The sequence below is a fragment of the Chryseobacterium sp. HR92 genome (genome assembly GCF_045689405.1).
GTDB lineage: Bacteria > Bacteroidota > Bacteroidia > Flavobacteriales > Weeksellaceae > Chryseobacterium > Chryseobacterium viscerum_A.
In genome coordinates this window covers 3,494,297-3,514,472 of the sequence record NZ_CP139139.1, presented here as the reverse complement: position 1 = coordinate 3,514,472, position 20,176 = coordinate 3,494,297, and the positions used below count along the sequence as shown (strand labels likewise).

At 36.8% G+C, this 20,176-nt stretch carries 16 protein-coding genes; 11 read left to right on the top strand and 5 right to left on the bottom strand.

Translation table 11 applies throughout. The annotated features are described in order from the left end of the window. Positions 1 to 7 precede the first annotated feature (7 nt). The 4 genes from SFA27_RS15725 to SFA27_RS15710 all read right to left on the bottom strand — a co-directional run bounded on the left by SFA27_RS15725 (position 8) and on the right by SFA27_RS15710 (position 3,809). Positions 8 to 1,408, bottom strand: coding sequence for a TolC family protein (locus SFA27_RS15725; protein ID WP_047376935.1), 1,401 nt, complete (start codon positions 1,406 to 1,408; stop codon positions 8 to 10). 1 nt (position 1,409) lies between these two features. Then, positions 1,410 to 2,567 (bottom strand): HlyD family secretion protein, encoded by a 1,158-nt coding sequence (locus SFA27_RS15720; RefSeq protein ID WP_407293385.1) that lies wholly within the window; start codon positions 2,565 to 2,567, stop codon positions 1,410 to 1,412. A 6-nt stretch (positions 2,568 to 2,573) separates the two neighbouring features. Then, entirely contained in the window at positions 2,574 to 2,939 is a 366-nt protein-coding gene (locus SFA27_RS15715; protein WP_407293383.1) for a DUF3302 domain-containing protein, read from the bottom strand. Between the two features lie 222 nt (positions 2,940 to 3,161). After that, a complete protein-coding gene (locus SFA27_RS15710; RefSeq protein ID WP_407293381.1) occupies positions 3,162 to 3,809 on the bottom strand; it encodes a Crp/Fnr family transcriptional regulator in 648 nt (215 codons plus the stop codon). Positions 3,810 to 3,876: 67 nt separating this feature from the next. Here SFA27_RS15710 and SFA27_RS15705 point away from each other — a divergent pair, with 67 nt between their 5' ends. The 8 genes from SFA27_RS15705 (at position 3,877) to SFA27_RS15670 (ending at position 16,362) form a co-directional block, all read left to right on the top strand. Next, positions 3,877 to 4,875, top strand: a complete 999-nt coding sequence (locus tag SFA27_RS15705; RefSeq protein WP_047376932.1) for a N(4)-(beta-N-acetylglucosaminyl)-L-asparaginase — start codon at positions 3,877 to 3,879, stop codon at positions 4,873 to 4,875. Between the two features lie 209 nt (positions 4,876 to 5,084). After that, complete coding sequence (locus tag SFA27_RS15700) at positions 5,085 to 5,627, top strand: hypothetical protein (RefSeq protein WP_264518434.1); 543 nt, start codon at positions 5,085 to 5,087, stop codon at positions 5,625 to 5,627. 19 nt (positions 5,628 to 5,646) lie between these two features. Beyond that, positions 5,647 to 6,309 (top strand): copper homeostasis protein CutC, encoded by a 663-nt coding sequence (locus tag SFA27_RS15695; RefSeq protein ID WP_407293378.1) that lies wholly within the window; start codon positions 5,647 to 5,649, stop codon positions 6,307 to 6,309. Positions 6,310 to 6,437: 128 nt separating this feature from the next. Beyond that, positions 6,438 to 8,906 carry a glycosyl hydrolase 2 galactose-binding domain-containing protein gene (locus tag SFA27_RS15690; RefSeq protein ID WP_407293376.1) on the top strand — a complete coding sequence of 823 codons (2,469 nt, stop codon included), beginning with the start codon at positions 6,438 to 6,440 and terminating at the stop codon, positions 8,904 to 8,906. A gap of 169 nt (positions 8,907 to 9,075) precedes the next feature. Then, entirely contained in the window at positions 9,076 to 9,984 is a 909-nt protein-coding gene (locus SFA27_RS15685; RefSeq protein ID WP_407293374.1) for an AEC family transporter, read from the top strand. Between the two features lie 284 nt (positions 9,985 to 10,268). Beyond that, complete coding sequence (gene priA, locus SFA27_RS15680; protein ID WP_407293372.1) at positions 10,269 to 12,716, top strand: primosomal protein N'; 2,448 nt, start codon at positions 10,269 to 10,271, stop codon at positions 12,714 to 12,716. Positions 12,717 to 12,877: 161 nt separating this feature from the next. After that, on the top strand, positions 12,878 to 14,347 hold the full coding sequence (dacB, locus tag SFA27_RS15675) for a D-alanyl-D-alanine carboxypeptidase/D-alanyl-D-alanine-endopeptidase (protein WP_047376926.1): 1,470 nt from the start codon (positions 12,878 to 12,880) through the stop codon (positions 14,345 to 14,347). 83 nt (positions 14,348 to 14,430) lie between these two features. Continuing rightward, positions 14,431 to 16,362, top strand: coding sequence for a M1 family aminopeptidase (locus tag SFA27_RS15670; protein WP_407293370.1), 1,932 nt, complete (start codon positions 14,431 to 14,433; stop codon positions 16,360 to 16,362). 69 nt (positions 16,363 to 16,431) lie between these two features. Here the strand turns inward: SFA27_RS15670 and SFA27_RS15665 are convergent, their stop codons facing one another. Next, positions 16,432 to 17,310, bottom strand: a complete 879-nt coding sequence (locus tag SFA27_RS15665) for a cupin-like domain-containing protein (protein WP_407293367.1) — start codon at positions 17,308 to 17,310, stop codon at positions 16,432 to 16,434. Positions 17,311 to 17,468: 158 nt separating this feature from the next. Here SFA27_RS15665 and kbl point away from each other — a divergent pair, with 158 nt between their 5' ends. From kbl to SFA27_RS15650, 3 genes are all read left to right on the top strand, one after another. Further along, a complete protein-coding gene (gene kbl, locus SFA27_RS15660; protein WP_407293364.1) occupies positions 17,469 to 18,665 on the top strand; it encodes a glycine C-acetyltransferase in 1,197 nt (398 codons plus the stop codon). A 171-nt stretch (positions 18,666 to 18,836) separates the two neighbouring features. Beyond that, positions 18,837 to 19,388 (top strand): CopD family protein, encoded by a 552-nt coding sequence (locus SFA27_RS15655; protein WP_047376921.1) that lies wholly within the window; start codon positions 18,837 to 18,839, stop codon positions 19,386 to 19,388. A gap of 59 nt (positions 19,389 to 19,447) precedes the next feature. After that, positions 19,448 to 20,176, top strand: a complete 729-nt coding sequence (locus SFA27_RS15650; protein ID WP_407293361.1) for an ABC transporter permease — start codon at positions 19,448 to 19,450, stop codon at positions 20,174 to 20,176.

The window sequence follows — 20,176 nt, the reverse complement described above, 5'->3', positions numbered from 1 at the left end:
TATAAAATTATGAATAAATGAAGTTCTCTGCGCCTAGAGCCATATAAAGATTAATACGCTCTATTCTGTACTGAAGTTCCAGACTGATAAGGTTCATTTCATTTTTCAGGAGATCCCTCTGTTTACGGATCAGTACAAAGCTGTTGTTGGTACCTACCTTTATTTGTTTCTCGGTGAGGGTAATATTATTCTTCAGTTCATTGACAGCGTTAGTAGTGTACGTAATCTGCTTTTCAATGGAACGGAGATTGGCTAAAGAAGATTCCACTTCGTTCAAGGCATTCAGAACAGCTTTTGAATATTCTTCAACAACCTGTTTCTGTTGAGAATTTTTTATCTCCACATTCTTTTTTAGTTTTCCGCTGTTGAATAACGGTGAAACTAATCCACCGCCTACTTTTAATAAAGGATTGGAAAATAAAGAATTAATAGATTCCACATTACTTCCGGCAGAGCCAAGAGACGAACTGATGCTTAATGAAGGAAGTCTTGCCGCTTTTGCCTGCTGTACTTCATAAAAAGCCTTTTCAATCTGAAAATGACCCGCCTGTATATCTGATCTGTTTTCTAAGAGTTCAAGAGGAAAAGACTCAGGAATACTATTCTCTGCAGGATTGAAAAAATTCTGAGTCGCCAGTTTCCCTTCCGGATACTTTCCGGTGAGCAGTTCCAGTGATCTTCTGGATTGTTTATTCGCGTTTTTTATTTTCTCCAGATAACCTTGCAGGGAAATAATCTCTGCTGTGATATTGGAGATATCCAGAGCATTTGCCGTTCCAACTTTCTTTTGAATGACATACAACTTTTCCAGGTCTTTAGACTTCTGAATATAACTTTCAATCTTATCTTCCTGAATATTTCCTGCGATATTCAGAAAGTAAGCCTTAGCAATCATCCCTGCGATAGATTGATGAAGCAGGATATTCTGATGTTTAGCAGAAAAGTAATTGCTGGTGCTTGCCATCTGTGAAGATTTATTTTTTCCCCAAAGATCAATCTCCCAGTTAGCTTTTAACGCAAGACGCTGAATCTGGGTATTGCTTACTAAATTATTGGAAGTATTGGCTACTGCGCTTACACTGGGATAAAGATCACTTCCTGCAATTTCCATTGCCAGTTCAACCTGATTCAGTTTTTCCTTGGCAATAATGAGATCAGCATTAAAAAGCATCCCCTCATTAATCAGGGTTTCCAGTTGAGGTGTTTTAAGATCATTGATCCAGTCATAGGAAATTGATCTTGCATTTGCTTTTCTGTCGAAGATCCATTCATCCGGGATTTCTATGTGGGAAGCGATTTCACTCTTTTCTTTAAGCTGGTCTATATTTTCCTTTGTGGGCTCTTTATAACCGATGCATGAACTTAAACTTACGGAAAGTACACCCAATAAAATTAATTTCTTGTACATGTTAATGAAGTTTAGGAATCAGATAGTTGATTTTACTGTTGACACGCACCATTACTTTTCGGATGAGATGAAGCGGTTTGATGTGGTCAGAATAAATGACAGCTGTTCCTCTTGCCCCGACTGTAAGCTGTTTCTGACTGTCTTCCAATACAAACTTGGCAATAAGTTTCCCATCTGTTTCCGGCAATTGTCTGGCCGTGTCTGGAAGCCCGGCTGTAGAACCGTTACCTCCCAGCATTCCTCCTGCATTATTCATGATTCCCTGGCTGGTAGCATCTATTACATATTCAAGTTTTGCTTTTACCACTTTTCCCGGTTCCGTTTTAAGAGCCAGCTCCACTTCATCACCGTTTTTTACTGTTTCCAGTTCGTTTTGGGCAAAAAAACCAATCACAGACTGTTGCTTCTGAATAAGGACGAATGCAGATTTAAAAGGTGCCATGATAGCTCCTTCATTCAGCTGAACATTAGGAATTACACCATCAGTAGGAGCCAGAACAACTGTTTGCGAAAGATTCCATTTCGCCTGGTCCAATTTTGCCTGAATTTCAGATACTGAAGAATTTTCTCCACCATAAGATGCATTGGACTTCGTTTCCAAAGATTGCTGCTGTGATTGTGCAGCACTGATTCTGGACTGCAGATCCTGTACATTGGTGACTGCCTGCTCAAGATCAAACTTATTGGCTGCTCCTGCTTCCACCAATTCTTTATACTGAGCGGCTCTTTTATTAGCCAGTTCCAACTGTGACTGTAAACCTGCAATATTTTTTCTGGAAGCTGAGATGTCTGTATCATAAGAACTTACAGTAGCTTTCATATTGCTTAGCTTAGCCTCCAGAGACTTTATTTCCTGTATGTAAGGCTCTCTGTCCAGTACAAATAAGGTATCTCCTTTCTTTACTTCCTGATTGGTGCTGACATATACTTTTTTCACTTTCCCCAAAACCTGAGTGGTAATATCCACACTTCTGTTTCCTACCTTTACATCAGAAGTAATAGGGCAGTAGTAATTTAAGCTTAATATCAAAGCAATAGATCCGAAGATAGGTAATGAATAGACAACAACCTGTGTGGTGAACGTCCAGGGGATCAGTTTTAATTTTTTAATAAGAAGCCAGCATATTCCGGCATATATTGCAACTAGTAATTCCAGCATGTTTTTTTAATTTTCGATTGTTTTAAATTCTTCTTCAGTAAGGTTCGTGTTATCTGTTTCTTTGTCAGGAACATTTTGGTTGCCATAATCATAGTTAGCCCAGATTAAAGCAACCGGCCATAAAAGGCCTCCAAAAACAAGGGAAAGGAGGCACATACTTTTTATGGCGTTCAGTTGAGGGTGTTTCTTTTTTTCTGCTACTTTTTCCGGGTAAATATGAACTTTCCAGAAAAGATAGATTCCTGCAATAGGTAAAACCAATAAGATTAACCATGATGCGGCGTTAGCTATATTGTCTTCCAAATTGCCTGTTGATGCCTGAACAAAATTGCATGAAAATAACAGGCAAAGAAGTAAGGATGTTCTTTGCATAAAATAATTGTATAAGGTAATAATGAAGTGTAAACAAGGTTGTAACCGGCCGTCAGTATAGACCCGCATGGTTACTATAAATCTTAAGAAAGATTAAAGATGATTCAATAATAAGGTGCTTTTTTAGATGATATTTTTCTCATTTTGCTTTTAATTGTTGGTGTAACAGTATTTTCAGTAAGCAAAAATAGGATGAACAAAGTGAGAAAAAGTATTCCTAAGTTATTTTTTTCTTTCGTTCCTTTTTTTATGGATACGGGCTGTCATCCTGGAAAGCGAGTTCGGAGTAATGCCCAGAAAATTGGCAATATACTTTCTGTTGGCATTTTGTGAAGTGAAAGGACGGGTTTCCAGAAACTCTTCATACCGGGAATGCGGAGAAGTGGAGCAAAACTGTTCTGTACGTACTTTTAATATACTGATGATTTGTTTTAAAGATTTGAGATATACATTATAAATACCTCTGTTCTGAAATGCAGCTTCTTCAAATTCATTTTTATTGAACAGGAAAATCTGGCTTTCCAATACGGCTTCTATAGTATATTTTCCTTCATTTTCATTAGCATAAGACTCCGGTCTTTCCATAATGGCAGCCTCCTTTTCGGATGGGAGAAAAAGATTGCTTTCAACCCCGTTTTCATCATCAAAGAAAAATCTTAATAATCCATGGGAAAGAATAAATAATTGATTGAAAGACTTACCAGGTTCTGCCAGCTTCTCTTTTCTTTGAAGCAGTTTTGGAGTGCTGATATTGACCAAAATAGCAATTTCTTCATCAGAGAGTTCCTGAAAGAAAGAGATATTTCTGAAAGTTTTGAATGAGTCCATCACGGCAGTAAAGATAAATAAAAATAATACACGGATATTCATTGAACCGTCATGAGGATTTCATAGAAGTTTTTTTTAGATTTGTGGGTATTATACAATTTGAGATACCATGAACAATAACCGAAGAAGTTTTATTAAAAAACTGGGAATTGCAACAGCCGCACTTGCCGTAAACCCATTGGATCTGATGGCTGCCGAATTACCCGAACCTACTGTCAAAGCTATCAACAAACCGATTGTCCTTTCTACCTGGAATTTCGGATTAAAAGCTAACGAAGAAGCATGGACAATCCTCGGAAAAGGAGGAAAAGCTTTGGATGCTGTTGAAAAAGGAGTTCGTCTTGTAGAATTAGATCCTAAAGAAAGAAGTGTAGGGTATGGTGGCCGTCCGGACAGAGATGGAAGAGTAACACTGGATGCCTGTATCATGGATGAAAATTATAATATTGGTTCAGTAGCATGTCTGGAGCATGTGAAAAACCCGATTTCTGTTGCCAGAGCTGTAATGGAAAAAACACCCCACGTAATGCTGGTAGGTGACGGAGCATTGCAGTTTGCCCTTTCACAAGGGTTTAAAAAAGAAAACCTTCTTACTCCGGAATCCGAAAAAGAATGGAAAGAATGGTTAAAAACCAGCCAGTATAAACCCATCGCCAATATTGAAAATCACGATACCATAGGAATGATTGCGCTGGATGCACAGGGAAACCTTTCCGGTGCCTGTACTACCAGCGGAATGGCTTTTAAAATGCATGGGAGAGTAGGAGATTCCCCGATTATCGGAGCAGGCCTGTTTGTAGATAATGAAGTAGGAGCAGCTACAGCTACAGGTCATGGTGAAGAAGTGATAAGAACGGTAGGAACCCATCTTGTAGTTGAACTCATGAGACAAGGCAGAAATCCTCAGGAAGCCTGTAAAGAAGCAGTAGAGAGAATTGTAAAAATCAATCAGAGAAGAAATAAAAACCTTAAAGATATTCAGGTAGGCTTTATTGCGATCAATAAACAGGGAGAATATGGATCTTACTGTATTCAGGACGGATTCAACTTTGCGGTATATGACCAGAAAGGAAACCGCCTTGAAAAACCGGAATTTGCTTTGAAATAAGTATATGATAGAAGCAACATTGTAAAAGTGCAGAGTTATATATAAATTTTATCGGAGATAAAATCCTTGTACCTTAAAGAAGTGCCAGAAGAAAAATCTTTGCGCCTTTGCATTATTCCAACAACGAAAATTAAAAATTCAATAGAAATGGGCTTTAGCCCATTTAAACAAATCAATGAAACCTATTGGCTTTAGCCAAAACATAAAATATGAAAAGAACGATTATCGCTTCTTTATTTCTCATTATCGCATGCAAGGAAGAAAAGAAGGAGATTAAAACACAGCAGATACAAGAAAAAGTAGTTTTGCATAATGAGTCCAATGAAGCTGAAGAAGCCCAAAAATGGCTGAAGACAAGCATCGTTGATTATTTTAAAGCTGATATCGGAAATGAAGAAAAGAATATGCAGAAGATCACAACCAAAGATTATTTCGATTATAAAACGGATGCAACTAATGTAGATCTGGATGTAGACGGAAGCCTTACTGAAAAAGAATTCCAGGATAAATGGAAATCGAAATTTGATACCAGTAAAGCAGGAATTGGAGTTGGTTTTCTGATCTCAGCACAGGATTGGGATAAAATTGAAGTCGGAAGCTGTGAATTAAAATCTTCCTCAAAAGATGAATATATCTTTAATGTAGTGTTGACTGATAATAGTTTTAAAGCTCAATATCCGTCAGTGATAAAAGTAATAAAAGAAAACGGTTCATTTCTGATTGCAGATGTTTTGCAGGATGAGCCAAAATAGAATTAAACAGATACATACAATGTCAAAAATAGAAATAGCTTGTTTTAATCCTGAATCAGCAATGATTGCTTTTGAAAACGGAGCGGATAGAATAGAATTATGCGACGGTCTCAGTGAAGGTGGAACAACCCCGGATTTTGAAACCATGAAAAGGCTTCGTGAAAAAATGAATATCCCGATTTTTGTAATGATCCGCCCAAGAGGAGGAGATTTTACCTATTCGGATTCAGAATTTGAACAGATGAAAAAAGATTTGGTTCATCTGAAATCATTACAAGCAGACGGTTTTGTATTCGGTATTCTCGATGATAATGATGAGGTGAATATAGAACAGAATAAAGCTTTAGTTGAATTAGCTGCACCACTTCCATGTACTTTCCATCGTGCTTTTGACCGTGCTGCAAACCTGGAAGAATCGTTAGAGAAAGTAATTGAGTGTGGTTTTAAAACCATTCTTACCTCTGGCCAGAAACCCAATGTATCAGAAGGAAAAGAAAACCTTAAGAAATTAGTTGAGCTCTCTGATGGAAGAATAGAAATTCTTGTTGGAGGCGGACTTCGTTCATCCAATATTGAAGGAATAAGAGCCGTTACCAGTGCAGGTTACTTCCATTCTTCGGCCATTACTGATGGTGGTGCTTTTGCGAATCCGGCTGAGGTGGTTGCGTTGAAGAATAGATAAAATAATGATATGCGCTCAGTTTGTCATTCCAAGCGTAGCGAGGAATCTAAACTCTTAAAGTAGAGATTCCTTCGTTCCTCGGAATGACAAAATCACAGGTGTTGTAATGATACAAAACAAATTTATTGATGAATAGAACGATCCTTTTTGCTTTCCTTTTCACGCAGAATATCCTTTCTGCACAGTTTTCCCAAAGAAATTTGTCTTCTGAGAGCTGGCAGTTCAAAAATTCAAAAGATCATAGCTGGCTTCCTGCGAAAGTACCGGGAACAGTTCATCTGGATTTAATAGATAACAAGATTATTCCTGATCCTTTTAAAGATGAAAATGAAAAGAAAGTACAGTGGATAGAAAATGAAGATTGGGATTATCAGACAGCATTTACTGTTTCTTTCCAGGAATTAAAGAACGATAATATTGATTTGGTTTTTAACGGATTGGATACATTTTCAGAAATTTATCTTAATGATAAGCTCTTAAAGAAAACAGATAATATGTTCAGGAAGTGGAATATTCCTGTGAAAGAGTATCTGAAATTGGGAAATAATACATTGCAGATTAAGTTTACATCTGCGGTAAATACGGGAAAGGAATTAGCGAAAAAAGTTCCGTTTACAATGCCGGAATCACCAAGAAGTTTTGTGAGAAAAGCACAATATCAGTTTGGCTGGGATTGGGGACCGAGACTCGTGACAGCAGGAATATGGAAAGACGTTCAGTTAGAATTCTGGAATAATGCCAAAATTATAAATATCAGAGATATTCAGAACAGATTTGCTAACACTTCTGGTAATTTACAATTTGACGTAGAAATTTATGCTCAAAATGCCGGAGATTATACCTTGGAACTTAATAAAACCCGCCAAAAGATAACTTTAAAAAAAGGAATTAATACAATTACGGTACCTTATAATACAAGCGGGATGAAGCTCTGGCAGCCAAACGGACGTGGGGAAGCCAATCTCTATAATTTTGAAGTTAAGCTTTCAAAAGATCAGAAAAATATTGATGGTAAAAATATCAGGATAGGCTTAAGAACTGTCGAATTGGTTCAGGAAAAAGATGAAAAAGGGAAATCATTCTACTTTAAAGTCAATGGGCAACCATTGTATATCAAAGGAACGAACTGGATTCCGGGAGATAGCTTTTCACCCAGAATGACCAAGGAAAAATACCAGAAACTGATCAGAGATACTAAAGATGCCAATATGAATATGATTCGTATCTGGGGCGGTGGTATTTACGAAGATGACGAATTTTACAGGGCCTGTGATGAAAACGGAATCTTAGTATGGCAGGATTTTATGTTTGCAGGAAGCTTTTATCCGGCAGATGAAGCGTTTTTAAACAATGTAAAAGAAGAAGTGAAAGATCAGGTCAGTAGACTTCAGAATCATCCGTCAATTGCCTTGTGGTGCGGGAATAATGAAATTGATGAAGCTATTGTCAACTGGGGATATCAGAAACAGTTCAAATATTCAGAAAATGATTCGCTGCAGGTTTGGAAAGACTATAAAAAGTTGTTTCATGATGTGATCCCTAATACATTGGCAGAAAATCTGAAATCAGATAAAAATATATATTGGCCAAGTTCTCCGTCTATCGGCTGGGGACATAAGGAAAGTCTTACAGAAGGAGATTCTCATTATTGGGGAGTTTGGTGGGGTGAGCAGCCCTTTGAAGTTTACAATGAAAAAGTAGGACGTTTCATGTCTGAATATGGTTTTCAGGGTACACCCAGCCTTCAAACTACAAAATCAATGTTTTCTGGAACTCCGGACTTAAATCTGCAAAGCTCAACAATCAAGGCACATGAAAAGCATGCCCGAGGTTGGGATATCATTAATGAATATCTGAAACGTGATTATAAAGTCCCTGTAGATTTTGTACAGTATAATTATGTTTCACAGCTGTTGCAGGCAAGAGGAATGCAGATCGCTATCGAAGCTCACCGTCGCGCAAAACCTTATAATATGGGAACGCTATATTGGCAGCTTAACGACTGCTGGCCTGTAGTTTCATGGTCGTCTATTGATTATCTCGGAAACTGGAAAGCCTTCCATTACCAGGCAAAAAGAAGTTTTGAACCTGTATTGGTATCAGTTGCAGAGACCGAAAAAAACTATGATGTTTATCTGATAAGCGATCTTGTTAAAGAACTGAAAGCTGATATAAAGTTTGAATTGATTGATTTTAAAGGGAAAATACTTTGGAAGGCCAATCAGTCAGATGTTATCAATGCTGATGTAAGTAAAAAAATTAAAAGCATCAGTAAAACAGAATTGGAAGAGTTTGATTTATCCGGAACTGTTTTAAAGGTCAGTGCTGAAAAGGATACAAAATTTGAAAAACTTTTCTTTTTTAATAAACCTAAAGAATTAAAACTTTCAAAACCTGAGATTAAAATCAGAAAAGTATCCCCAACTGAAATTGAAATATCAACAGATGTCCTGGCAAAAGATGTCTATCTGATTGGAGATGCTCATTTCAGCAATAATTTCTTTGATCTGTTACCGGGAACTTCAAAAAGAATTATCCTTTCAAAACCTTTGGAAAAAACTGAGGTAATAAGTCTTTGGGATGTAATGAAAAATTAAAATATCTTCTGAAAAACTCTATCAGGTAGTCAAACCATGTCAAGGTTCAAAACCTTGACATGGTTTAATAAGTCTTATCTCACATTAGAAATCTTACCAAAAAAAATATAAATTTTACCCTTCCAACTCAAAAATCAGCCGTAAATTTGCAGCATATTTCTTTATAATTATGGTAAATTTTGTTCTGATTGCAGTGTGTATCATTGCAGGAATGATATTCAAAGCAACAAAATCTATCCACCCCGATGCCCACAAAGGTATCAACACCTGGATTCTTTATCTTGCTCTTCCGGCAGTTTCATTTAAATACCTGCCTAAAGTAAAATGGACAACAGAGATGCTGTTCCCGATTGCAGCCACATTTTTAATTTCTGTGTTCTGTTTCTTCTTTATGATGTTTTACAGCAAGAGCAGGGGATATTCAAGGCGTTCCAGAAGTACTTTAGAGTTGGCAAGCGGTTACAGCAATACTTCATTCATAGGATTTCCTTTAATCAGTGCCTTTTATGGAGAAGGACTTCTGAGTATTGCCATTATTTGTGACCAAACGATGTTTTTTGCACTTTCTACACTCGGGATTATTGCTGCTGTGAAAGGTGGAAGCAGATCAGGAAAAGTGAGTGCAATGTTTATTTTAAAAAGACTTGTCACGTTTCCACCATTAATTGGCTGTATCTCTGCTTTGGTATTGTCGCAGTTCATTGATTTTACTGCTGCAGAACCATTTTTTGATAAATTAGCTGCCACAGTAAGTCCATTAGCTTTATTTTCAGTCGGATTACAGCTTAAATTCAACGGATGGAAAAAACTGATTCCACAGATGTCGATGTCAATGCTTTATAAACTTATTCTGGCACCGGCAATTGTTCTGGGAATGGCTCTGCTATTTGGAATAAAAGGAGATGTGGCTAAAATTACTGTATTTGAAGCAGCAATGCCTACATTGGTTACCTCAAGTATTATCGCAGAACAGTTCAGACTGAATACAAAACTAACCAACCTGATCATTGGAGTCAGTATTATTGTAGGGTTTTTTACTTCCGCATTTTGGTATGAGATGACAGAATACTTTTTTTAGTTATCCATAAATTCTTTCTTCGATACTTTCGAATTTGTGCTGTTCTTTTATCCACACGCTTTGTCATTCCGTAGGAATCCAGCCTCTCATACCATTGTTTTTGATCAATAAAATTATGGACATTAAAAAATATCTGATTGTTTAGATTCCTACGGAATGGACAAAAGAGGAAGCAAAAACATACAACAGCCTTAGTTTCTAGTTCTGTTAAAGATTATGAAAGAATTTCTGCAAAGTTGCAATTCTCTGAAGAAAAATTTAATTTTACACTTTAAATATTTCCCTTGCAATACGCTCAAATTGTTTTACCACTGAACCTCAAAGGATCTTTCACTTATAAAGTTCCCGAAGAAATGATGTCCGAAATTCAGCCCGGAATGCGTGTTCTGGTACCGTTTGGAGGAAAGAAAATCTATACAGGAATAGTATTTGAGCTTCATGACAATGCACCGGAAAACTTTGCAGCTAAGGAAGTCATCAGCATGCTGGATGATCAACCTATTCTTCCTGAAGAACAAATCAGTTTCTGGAACTGGCTTTCCGGGTACTATCTGTGTAGCCTTGGTGAAATTTACAGGTTTTCATTTCCTTCTTCTTTGAAACTGGAAAGTGAGACCTATTTAAAATTAAAACCAGGGGCGGTGGTTGATTTTGAAAACCTGGATGTCAATGAAATGTATCTTATTCAGGCATTGGAAGTACGGCAGCTGATCAACCTGACAGATATTGAGGCTTTTATTCCTAAAAAAGACATCATCAAGACCATCAACTCATTGATTGATCTTCAGTATATTGAGATTGACGAAAAAATCGCTGAAAAATATAAGGCTAAAGAAGTAGCATATGTAAGAATTAATGATGAGGTTTTAGCCAATCAGAACCTTACAGATATTCTTTTAAAACTAAACAGAGCTCAAAAGCAGAAAGATCTGTTCCTCCTTATTTTAGAAAAACAAACCGAAAATCCTGATGCTCCTATCAAAAAGTCTGAACTGTTTGAGGATGGTTATTTCGGAAGTTCCCATTTCAAGCCTTTGGCAGACAAAGGTCTTGTAGAGGAATATTATATGCAGAAAGACAGAATTGAAAGCTATGAAGGGGAGATTGAAGAACTGGAAGAACTTTCAGAACAGCAGAAAATTGCTAAATCTGAGATTGATGAAGCTTTTGAAGAAGGGAAAAATGTCCTGCTTCATGGGGTAACTTCATCAGGAAAAACACATATTTATTTAGAAAAAATTGAAGAATGTGTCAAAGAAGGAAAAAATGTTTTGTTTTTACTTCCTGAAATTTCCCTGACCAAACAAATTACGCAGAGATTAGAAAAAAAATACGGACGGCAACTAGGATTTTATCACCAGAAACTGACTGATTTTGAAAGGGTAGAAGTTTGGAGAAGAATCAAACAGAATGATATCCGTATTCTGATAGGAACCCGTAATGCTTTGTTTTTGCCTTATCAGAACCTTGGACTTATTGTTGTTGATGAGGAGCATGATTCAGCGTACAGACCAAGAGAAGTTTCTCCTTATTTTAACGCTAAAGATGCAGCATTGGTTTTAGGTGGATTTTATAATGCAGGTGTGATTTTAGGATCAGCAACTCCTTCTGTTGAAAGTTACTACAGAGCCCGAAAAGATAAAATGAAATATATTTTCCTGAATGAGAGATTCGGGAATGTGAATCTGCCGGAATATGAACTGATCAATTTCAAAGAAGCCCTGGAATCTAAAAAGGTTTCCGGAAATTTCTCCCTGAAACTCGTTGAAGAGATTAAGAAAACGGTGGATGAAAAAAAACAGGCTATTGTTCTGCATAACCGTCGTGGCTATTCCAATGTAATAGAATGTGAGAGCTGTGGTTATGTCAATTACTGCTCCAATTGTGATGTGGTGATGACCTATCACAAAGCAGCCAATGAAATGAAGTGCCACTATTGCGGGCAAAGAGCTTCAAAACCGAAGACCTGTCCAAAATGTAATTCCGAAAAGCTGAACGAAAGAGGAGTCGGAGTAGAGCAGATTCATGAGGAAGTTTCCAAGCTGTTTCCTGAAAATGAGGTGGACAGAATGGATGTGGATTCTATGCGTAAGAAATTTGCCTACGAAAAGCTGTATGAAAAGATTGAAGACGGAGAAACAGACATCATCGTAGGAACTCAGATGATTTCCAAAGGACTGGATTTTGATCATATTGAACTTGTTACAATTCCAAAAGCAGATTCCTTATTATATGTACAGGATTTCAGAGCAGAAGAAAGAGCCTATCAGCTGATTACACAGGTTTCAGGAAGAGCCGGAAGGGTTTCAGGAAAAGGGAAAATCCTCATTCAGACCTTTAATCCTGATCATTTTGTATTTCAGCTGATCAAGATGAATAATCCTGCAAAGATCTATAAATATATCCTTACTGAACGTCAGAAATTCCATTATCCTCCGTTTACGAAACTCATTATGATTGAAATGAAACACAGAAAGGAAGATAAAGTAGACCGTGCTTCTCAGTTTCTGGGTTCCATTTTAAGAAAGTATCTTCCGGAAGATTGTGTTTTAGGTCCTGAAAGAGCTCAGATTGCAAGGCTGAATAATCTATATCAGTTTCAGATTATGCTTAAGCTTCCCCGGGGGAAAAACTATGAAAAATTCAAAAATCTGGTTTTAGTAAGTTTAAAAGAATTTGATGAAATCACTGCGTATCAAAGCATTAAAAAAGATGTTTTTGTGGATTTTTAACAATTTTTAACAAACTTTACACTCTTTTATAGGGTGACGGTGGCTCGTTATATAACAATAATTTCTACTTTTGGACGTTGATTAAGTGTTTGGCTCTTTTCTTGAATGATTTAACCTGTCATTTTTTATAGAGTCAAAACTATAGAACAAAAAGAAGATAGATGGTAAATTTCAGAAAATATATTTCAAGTGCGGCGGTGTTGGCTTCTGGTCTTTTCCTGGCTCAATCTACCGTTTCTACCGTTCTTTATTCTCAGAATTATGACAGTCAGAAAAGCAGCTTAAACCTGCCTTCACCCGTTAGTACGATGGTGGAGAAAACTGTGTTGTCAGCAAAAGAACTTGTAGACATTAATGTAAACACAATGATGGCGGATCCTGTGCTGAAAAATGCAAGCTGGGGATTCGTAGTGTACGATCCGAAAACGAAGAAAGTAATTTCTTCGTACAATGAAAATACCCCTTTAGTACCTGCTTCTACTACAAAGCTGCTTACAACGGAAACAGCATTAAACCTGCTAGGTGAAAACTACCGTTGGATGACTCAGCTGGAGTACTCAGGAACTATAGATGAAAATGGAGTTTTAAATGGAAATCTTTATGTGATAGGAAGCGGTGACCCTTCTTTGGGAACCAACAAAGCAGGTGCTTCATCTTATAGAGATATTATTTCAGATTTCGTAGGCGGAGTTTCAAGAGAGGGAATCAAAAAGGTAAATGGTGATATTATCATTCAGACAGCGCTTTTCAAAGGTAATATTTCAGTGCTTCCGGAAAATGTTGTATGGTTGGAAAACAATAATTATTACCTGCCTGCAGGAAGTACCCGGGATATTAACCCAGCTAACGAAAAACTGATTGTTAAAAAAGGAAGCTTTTCTACAGATAAGAAATTTTTCTACGTTTCTCCTTACAATCATCAGATGGTATATGCTGATAAATATGAAGGAAACGGAGCTTTAACAACAAAACTTCCTGATGCTCCGGCTTATCTTGCCAATTCTTTCAGAACTACATTGGTAAAAAGCGGAATCCCTGTTACCGGAAAAGTAAGTCCGAAAATGACAGATTCAGCTCCGGAAGGCAGAAAAATGCTTTCAGCTTATAAATCTCCAACCTTAAGTGACATTATTTATTATACCAATCAGCACAGTGATAATTCATTGGCAGAAGCTTTATTAAGAACAGTAGGTTATCAGAAAATGGGTGACCAGACTTCAGAATCAGGAAGAATTGTAGTGACCAATCACCTGAAGGATGCTGGTTTTGATATGAATGGTCTTACTTATATGGATGGAAGCGGGCTTTCAAGAAGCAATAATGTTACGCCTATTTCTCAGGCGAAATTTCTAACCTCTTTGATGGATCAGAAATACTATAGATCTTATCTGACTTCTTTACCGATCGGAGGACAATCCGGAACTTTAAAAAGAATGTTCATCGGAGGAGGTAACGGACAGGTTTTTGCTAAAACAGGAACTTTAAATAAAGTAAAAACATTAGCAGGCTATCTGAAAACAAATTCCGGAAAAACATTAGTGTTTTCTTTAATGGTGAACAATTATTCCGGATCTGTAGATATGGTGAAAAAGAGAATGGAGAAAATTCTTGAACCTGCACTGGATCTTTAAAAATTTTTTATTTTATATATTATAACAGCCTTTTAATCATTGATTAAAAGGTTTTTTTTATATTTGATTAAATTTTTCTAAACATGACAAAATTGTACCTGTTGGTGTTGGGATTTTTATTATCTCAACAATTTTATGGCCAGAAGCATGGGCAAAATACCGATATGAAAGGGTTGATCGAAAAAGAGAAACAATCCTTTACTCAGAAAATGAATATTGGGAATACGAACCCCAATACACTGAATTATGACTTGCAGTACCAGAGAATGGATGTCAGTCTGGATCCTGCGGTGTATAATATTTCAGGATCTGTAACTTCTCACTTTAAACCTAATCAAAGTATGGGAAGTATTTATTTTGATCTTTCCAATTCTTTAACGGTTTCTCAGGTAAAATACCATGGGACTAATATCACAAGTTTTCAGCAGCTTCCTTCAAAAGAACTGAAAATTGATTTTCCTGCTTCTATTCCTGCCAATACATTAGATTCTCTTACCATTTATTATGCAGGAGCGCCTTCTACCAGTAATGATGCTTTTAAAACGGCACTTCAGAGCGGAACTCCTGTGCTTTCTACTTTGAATGAGCCCTACGGTGCACAGGACTGGTTTCCTACAAAACAAAGCTTAAATGATAAAATTGAAAGATTTGATTTCAAAATTACAACACCCTCTAATTACAGTGTTGCAGCCAACGGAAAACTGATGTCCGAAACTTTTCCTACGGGATCAACGAAGCTTACTTTCTGGAGAACGATGTATCCTACACCGGCTTATCTGATTGCGTTATCTATTACTAACTTTGTTAAACTTACCGATACAATAGGAAATCCACCTTTTCCTTTTGTGAATTATATTTATCCATCCACGAATTCAAATGCCACCAGTATAGCAAATATTAACTGGACAAAGCAGGTTATGAATACTTTTGAGACCTATTTTGGGGCTTATCCTTTCCGTAATGAAAAATATGGTCATATGGAATTTATGTATGGTGGAGGGATGGAACATCAGACGATGTCTTCTATGGGAGGCTGGAGCAAACAGCTTATTGCTCATGAGCTTACCCACCAGTGGTTTGGTGATAAAGTAACTTGTGGAGCTTGGAACGATATCTGGCTGAATGAAGGTTTTGCAACTTTTGGAGAGCACCTTGCCAATGAAAAACTACTGATGACCAGTACCGAATTCCTGAATTATCTGCAAGGTCAGTCCAACTACATTACAGCAAGTACAACAGGAAGTGTATATGTACCAGATTCCGGACTTTCCAGCATCAACAGAATATTTGATAGCAGATTATCTTATTCCAAAGGAGGATATGTATTGAGAATGCTGAAGTGGATTTTAGGGGATGCTGCTTTTTATCAGGCACTCAAAGACTATCACGCAAGACCGAATCTGGCATACAGCTATGCACGTACTGCTGATTTTAATGCTTCATTGCTTCAGTCTACCGGGACAGATTTTACGGAATTTTTTAATGACTGGGTGTATGGAGAAGGATATCCTACGTATACTATAAAATGGATGCAGGGCGGTAATCAGGCTTTATTTAAAGTTTCTCAGACACAAAGCAGTTCTAACGTAAGCTTTTTCGAAATGCCTTTACCGATAAAAGTAACCGGAACTTCAGGACAAACTGCTTATCTGGTCCTTAACAATACTTCAAATAACCAAAGTTTTTTAGAATCTGTACCATTTCCCATTGCAAGTGTTCAGTTCAATTATGAGTACCAGATTCTGGAGAAAAACTCTACCGTTACTCAGGATAATACCTTAAGTGTTTCTTCTGTTGAGAAGGAAAGCTTTGGACTCTATCCGAACCCTGCAAAAAATGAAATTAATCTGAAAGGAATAAACAGAGCTGAGGATTTTACGATTCATGCTGTAGACGGAAAACTGGTAGGAAAAGGAACTTATCAGCCAGGTAAAGCGATTGGGATTTCAGAATTGGTTCCGGGAACTTACTTTATTACGATTGATGAAAAAAGCATCAAATTTATCAAGCATTAAATTAATTAATGATCGGGAAGTATGACTAAATACTTTGCTTATCATTGACGATAAAATAATAAGAAGCTTTCAGATCTGAAAGCTTCTTTCTTTTCTGGCAGCTTTAGCTCCTCTTTTCCGGGCTGTCTTTACTTTGTATTCAAACCATTTTTCTTTGAATAGTTTGCGCATGAAATTATCAAAATGTCTTGTGATGACTAAGTTTTTAAACCCTCTCCATTTTTCAAGCGGGCTTGATGGAAGTGCTCTTACAGATATAGAATATCCTTCCGTATCATACTGAATATAGTGCCACCATCCGGAAGGAATATAAAGTGTTTCACCTGGATGAATAATTGCTTCATAACCATTTAGATAGCGTAGAGCCGGGTATTTTCTGTAATCCGGATTTTTAATCTGAGCCAGGCTGTGAAAATTGTACGGGAGCTTATACATTAAATCAGACTGTTCCCAGGGGAAGAGCCAAATTCTTTTGATTCCCTGGAATTGGGTAATGAAAACATGAGACATATCAATGTCAATATGGTTTCTGGTTATTGAACCTTCACCTCCAAAAAACATAAAAGGCAGCCATTTCAGTATTTTACCACTTGTAACATCATTGTAGATAATATCATTCTTAAGTTCGGGTTTTATTTTTAATAAATTAAATAAGAAAAGGCGGTGTTCTGTAGGAGCAGACTGTATAAGGTTGAGATATTCTGAAAATGTGCTTTGGGCTATAGGATCACTTGCCACTCTGTCAAGGGAATCAAGTTCACTGCCATAAATATTTACCTTATGATCTCCTGCAATTTCTTTGAAATATTCATAATTCCATTTTTTGAAGGCAGGACTTTCCGGATGTATAAAATCTTCAATAATAATTGGAACTCTCGGCTTCATATGGTCTTTAATAAAGGTTTCTGTATTGTTCGCCTTTATTTTTTCTACCGGCTTTAATCTCATTCTTTCAAATTTTAAACAAATATAAATATTATCCTACTAAATTTATAGACTAATAGTGTTAAAACTCGAAACTGAATTGATTTTTTAGAATTAAACGTATAAAAGGTTTTATTTTACTGCCTTTTTAGTAAATTAGCACATCTAAAAAATTACTAAAAATGATCTCTGAAAAATACCTTCAACATTTACAGAATGAACTTCAGAATATTGAGAATGACGGACTTTACAAAAGAGAAAGAATCATCACGTCTCAGCAAAGTGCAGAAATAGAAGCTAACGGAAAAAAGCTTTTGAACTTCTGTGCAAATAATTATCTGGGATTATCCAACAATCCGGAAGTGATGAAAGCGTCTCAGGAAATGATTCAATCTCATGGATATGGGATGTCATCGGTACGTTTCATTTGCGGAACACAAGATATTCACAAGGATTTGGAGAAAAAAATCGCTGACTTTTTAGGTCTTGAAGATACTATCCTTTATGCTGCAGCATTTGATGCCAACGGTGGTGTTTTTGAACCATTGTTTACTGAAGAGGATGCTATTATTTCAGATGAGTTGAATCATGCTTCGATCATTGATGGTGTTCGTCTTTGTAAAGCAGCGAGATACAGATATAAAAACAATAATATGGAGGATCTGGAAGCTCAGCTGATTGCAGCTTCTGAAAAGAACCACCGTTTCAAAATTATTGTAACAGACGGAGTGTTCTCAATGGATGGTATTGTGGCAGACTTAAAAGGAGTGTGTGACCTTGCTGACAAATATGACGCTTTGGTAATGGTAGATGATTCTCACGCAACAGGTTTCATTGGGAAAACGGGTCGTGGAACTCACGAAGCTAGTGAAGTAATGGGTAGAGTGGATATCATCACTTCTACATTAGGAAAAGCTTTAGGAGGAGCTTTAGGAGGGTTTACTTCCGGTAAAAAAGAGATTATTGATATGCTGAGACAGCGTTCAAGACCTTATTTATTCTCCAACTCTTTAGCACCTGGAATCGTAGGAGCTGCTTTGAAAGTATTGGATATGATTTCTGATAACACTTCTCTTCGTGATCAGGTAATGGAAAATGCAGAATATTTCAGAACAGAAATGAAAGCGAAAGGCTTTGATATTCCTGACGGAGATGCTGCTATTGTTCCGGTAATGCTTTATGACGCACCTCTTTCTCAGAAAATGGCTGAAAAACTTATGGATGAAGGTATTTACGTAATCGGGTTCTTCTATCCTGTAGTACCAAAAGGAAAAGCGAGAATCAGAGTACAGCTATCTGCTGCTCATACCAAAGAACATTTGGATAAAGCGATTGCTGCTTTTGAAAAAGTTGGAAAAGAATTAGGAGTGATCTCTTAATTGTTGAATTGGTTACAACAATGAAAATATAATGTTCGGCTCGGGCAGCTTTGCTGCCCCGAGCCGAACTATTTTTTATAGAAACCCATTTTACTTATATTTTCCTGATCAAAATAAATTTATTTTTAACAATTATATAATAAGCTTATCTTTGCTGTTAATTTTTTCTGAATGCTTTATACAATAATCAAAGCGCTGCACATTATTTTTATGGTAAGCTACTTTGCGGGAATTTTTTATCTCGTGAGGATTTTCGTTTACTATAAGGATACTGATGAATTTTCTGAAGAGAAAAAGAGAATTCTGAGAGAGCAGTACACCTTTATGGCCAGAAGACTGTGGAATATTATCACCGTTCCTGCGGGGGTAATCATGGCAGTATGCGGATTGGTCATGATCTTTTTAAATCCGGGGCTGATGAAAATGCCGTGGTTTCATTTAAAACTTACCTTCCTGATCGGACTTGCTATTTACCATTACTGGTGCTGGAAAAAAGTGCTTCATTTGAAGGCGTTGAATGGAAACACACTGCCAACTGCCAATATCAAACTGAGACAGGCCAATGAAATTGCTACATTTATTCTGTTTCTGGTGGTATTTACCGTTATTTTAAAATCGATGGTGATCGAATACTGGTGGCAATTAATTGCAGGATTTTTCGTTCTTGTATTTCTGATCATGATGACAGTAAAACTGGTTAATAAAAATAAAAAAAACAAATAATTGTGGAGTAGGGCGTATGTCTGAGAATATGCCTTCTTTTTACATCTTACAAAAAAACTATGATTGCAATTTTAAAGAAAGAACTTTGGAGTTACTTTGGAAACTGGAGTGCATGGGTAATCATTGCCGCTTTCAGTTTGATAGTCACTCTTTTCCTGTTCTTTTTCGACAACGATTCTAATATTTTTGAGATCGGAATGGCCTCGCTTCAGAGCTATTTCGTATTGGTTCCATGGCTGCTGATGTTTATCATTCCGGCCCTTTCTATGAAAACTTTTGCGGAAGAACAACAAACCGGAACCTTAAACTGGCTTTTTTCACAACCCTTAAAAGTTTCAGAACTGGTAACCGGAAAATTCCTTTCCGTATGGATTGTTGGAATTTTATGCCTTATTCCTTCACTGATTTATCTTTATACAGTATATGTGCTGGGAGTTCCTGCAGGAAATATTGATCTTGGAATGACCTTGGGGAGTTACCTTGGGTTGATTATTTTAATTGCGGCATTTGCTGCGGTGGGAATTTTGGCTTCTTCATTATCACAGAACCAGATTATGGCTTATCTGTTGGGAGTTTTCATGTGCTTTATCATGTATTTCGGAATCGAGCAGCTGGCGAGTTATAAGCTATTGGGAGGAGCAGATTTTATCCTCCAGAATATAGGTTTCTATCAGCATTTCTTAGGTTTTACAAGAGGCCTTATTGATTTTAAAGATATTGCTTATTTTGTCCTTATTATAGGAGCTTCATTAGTATTGTCCAATCATTTTATTAACAAAAAGAAGTAG

What these genes read in the sequence shown, in the direction of transcription:
- SFA27_RS15725 (WP_047376935.1), bottom strand. Translation starts at nt 1,408, where the DNA reads ATGTACAAGAAATTAATTTTATTGGGTGTACTTTCCGTAAGTTTAAGT.
- SFA27_RS15720 (WP_407293385.1), bottom strand. Translation starts at nt 2,567, where the DNA reads ATGCTGGAATTACTAGTTGCAATATATGCCGGAATATGCTGGCTTCTT.
- SFA27_RS15715 (WP_407293383.1), bottom strand. Translation starts at nt 2,939, where the DNA reads ATGCAAAGAACATCCTTACTTCTTTGCCTGTTATTTTCATGCAATTTT.
- SFA27_RS15710 (WP_407293381.1), bottom strand. Translation starts at nt 3,809, where the DNA reads ATGAATATCCGTGTATTATTTTTATTTATCTTTACTGCCGTGATGGAC.
- SFA27_RS15705 (WP_047376932.1), top strand. Translation starts at nt 3,877, where the DNA reads ATGAACAATAACCGAAGAAGTTTTATTAAAAAACTGGGAATTGCAACA.
- SFA27_RS15700 (WP_264518434.1), top strand. Translation starts at nt 5,085, where the DNA reads ATGAAAAGAACGATTATCGCTTCTTTATTTCTCATTATCGCATGCAAG.
- SFA27_RS15695 (WP_407293378.1), top strand. Translation starts at nt 5,647, where the DNA reads ATGTCAAAAATAGAAATAGCTTGTTTTAATCCTGAATCAGCAATGATT.
- SFA27_RS15690 (WP_407293376.1), top strand. Translation starts at nt 6,438, where the DNA reads ATGAATAGAACGATCCTTTTTGCTTTCCTTTTCACGCAGAATATCCTT.
- SFA27_RS15685 (WP_407293374.1), top strand. Translation starts at nt 9,076, where the DNA reads ATGGTAAATTTTGTTCTGATTGCAGTGTGTATCATTGCAGGAATGATA.
- dacB (WP_047376926.1), top strand. Translation starts at nt 12,878, where the DNA reads ATGGTAAATTTCAGAAAATATATTTCAAGTGCGGCGGTGTTGGCTTCT.
- SFA27_RS15670 (WP_407293370.1), top strand. Translation starts at nt 14,431, where the DNA reads ATGACAAAATTGTACCTGTTGGTGTTGGGATTTTTATTATCTCAACAA.
- SFA27_RS15665 (WP_407293367.1), bottom strand. Translation starts at nt 17,310, where the DNA reads ATGAGATTAAAGCCGGTAGAAAAAATAAAGGCGAACAATACAGAAACC.
- kbl (WP_407293364.1), top strand. Translation starts at nt 17,469, where the DNA reads ATGATCTCTGAAAAATACCTTCAACATTTACAGAATGAACTTCAGAAT.
- SFA27_RS15655 (WP_047376921.1), top strand. Translation starts at nt 18,837, where the DNA reads ATGCTTTATACAATAATCAAAGCGCTGCACATTATTTTTATGGTAAGC.
- SFA27_RS15650 (WP_407293361.1), top strand. Translation starts at nt 19,448, where the DNA reads ATGATTGCAATTTTAAAGAAAGAACTTTGGAGTTACTTTGGAAACTGG.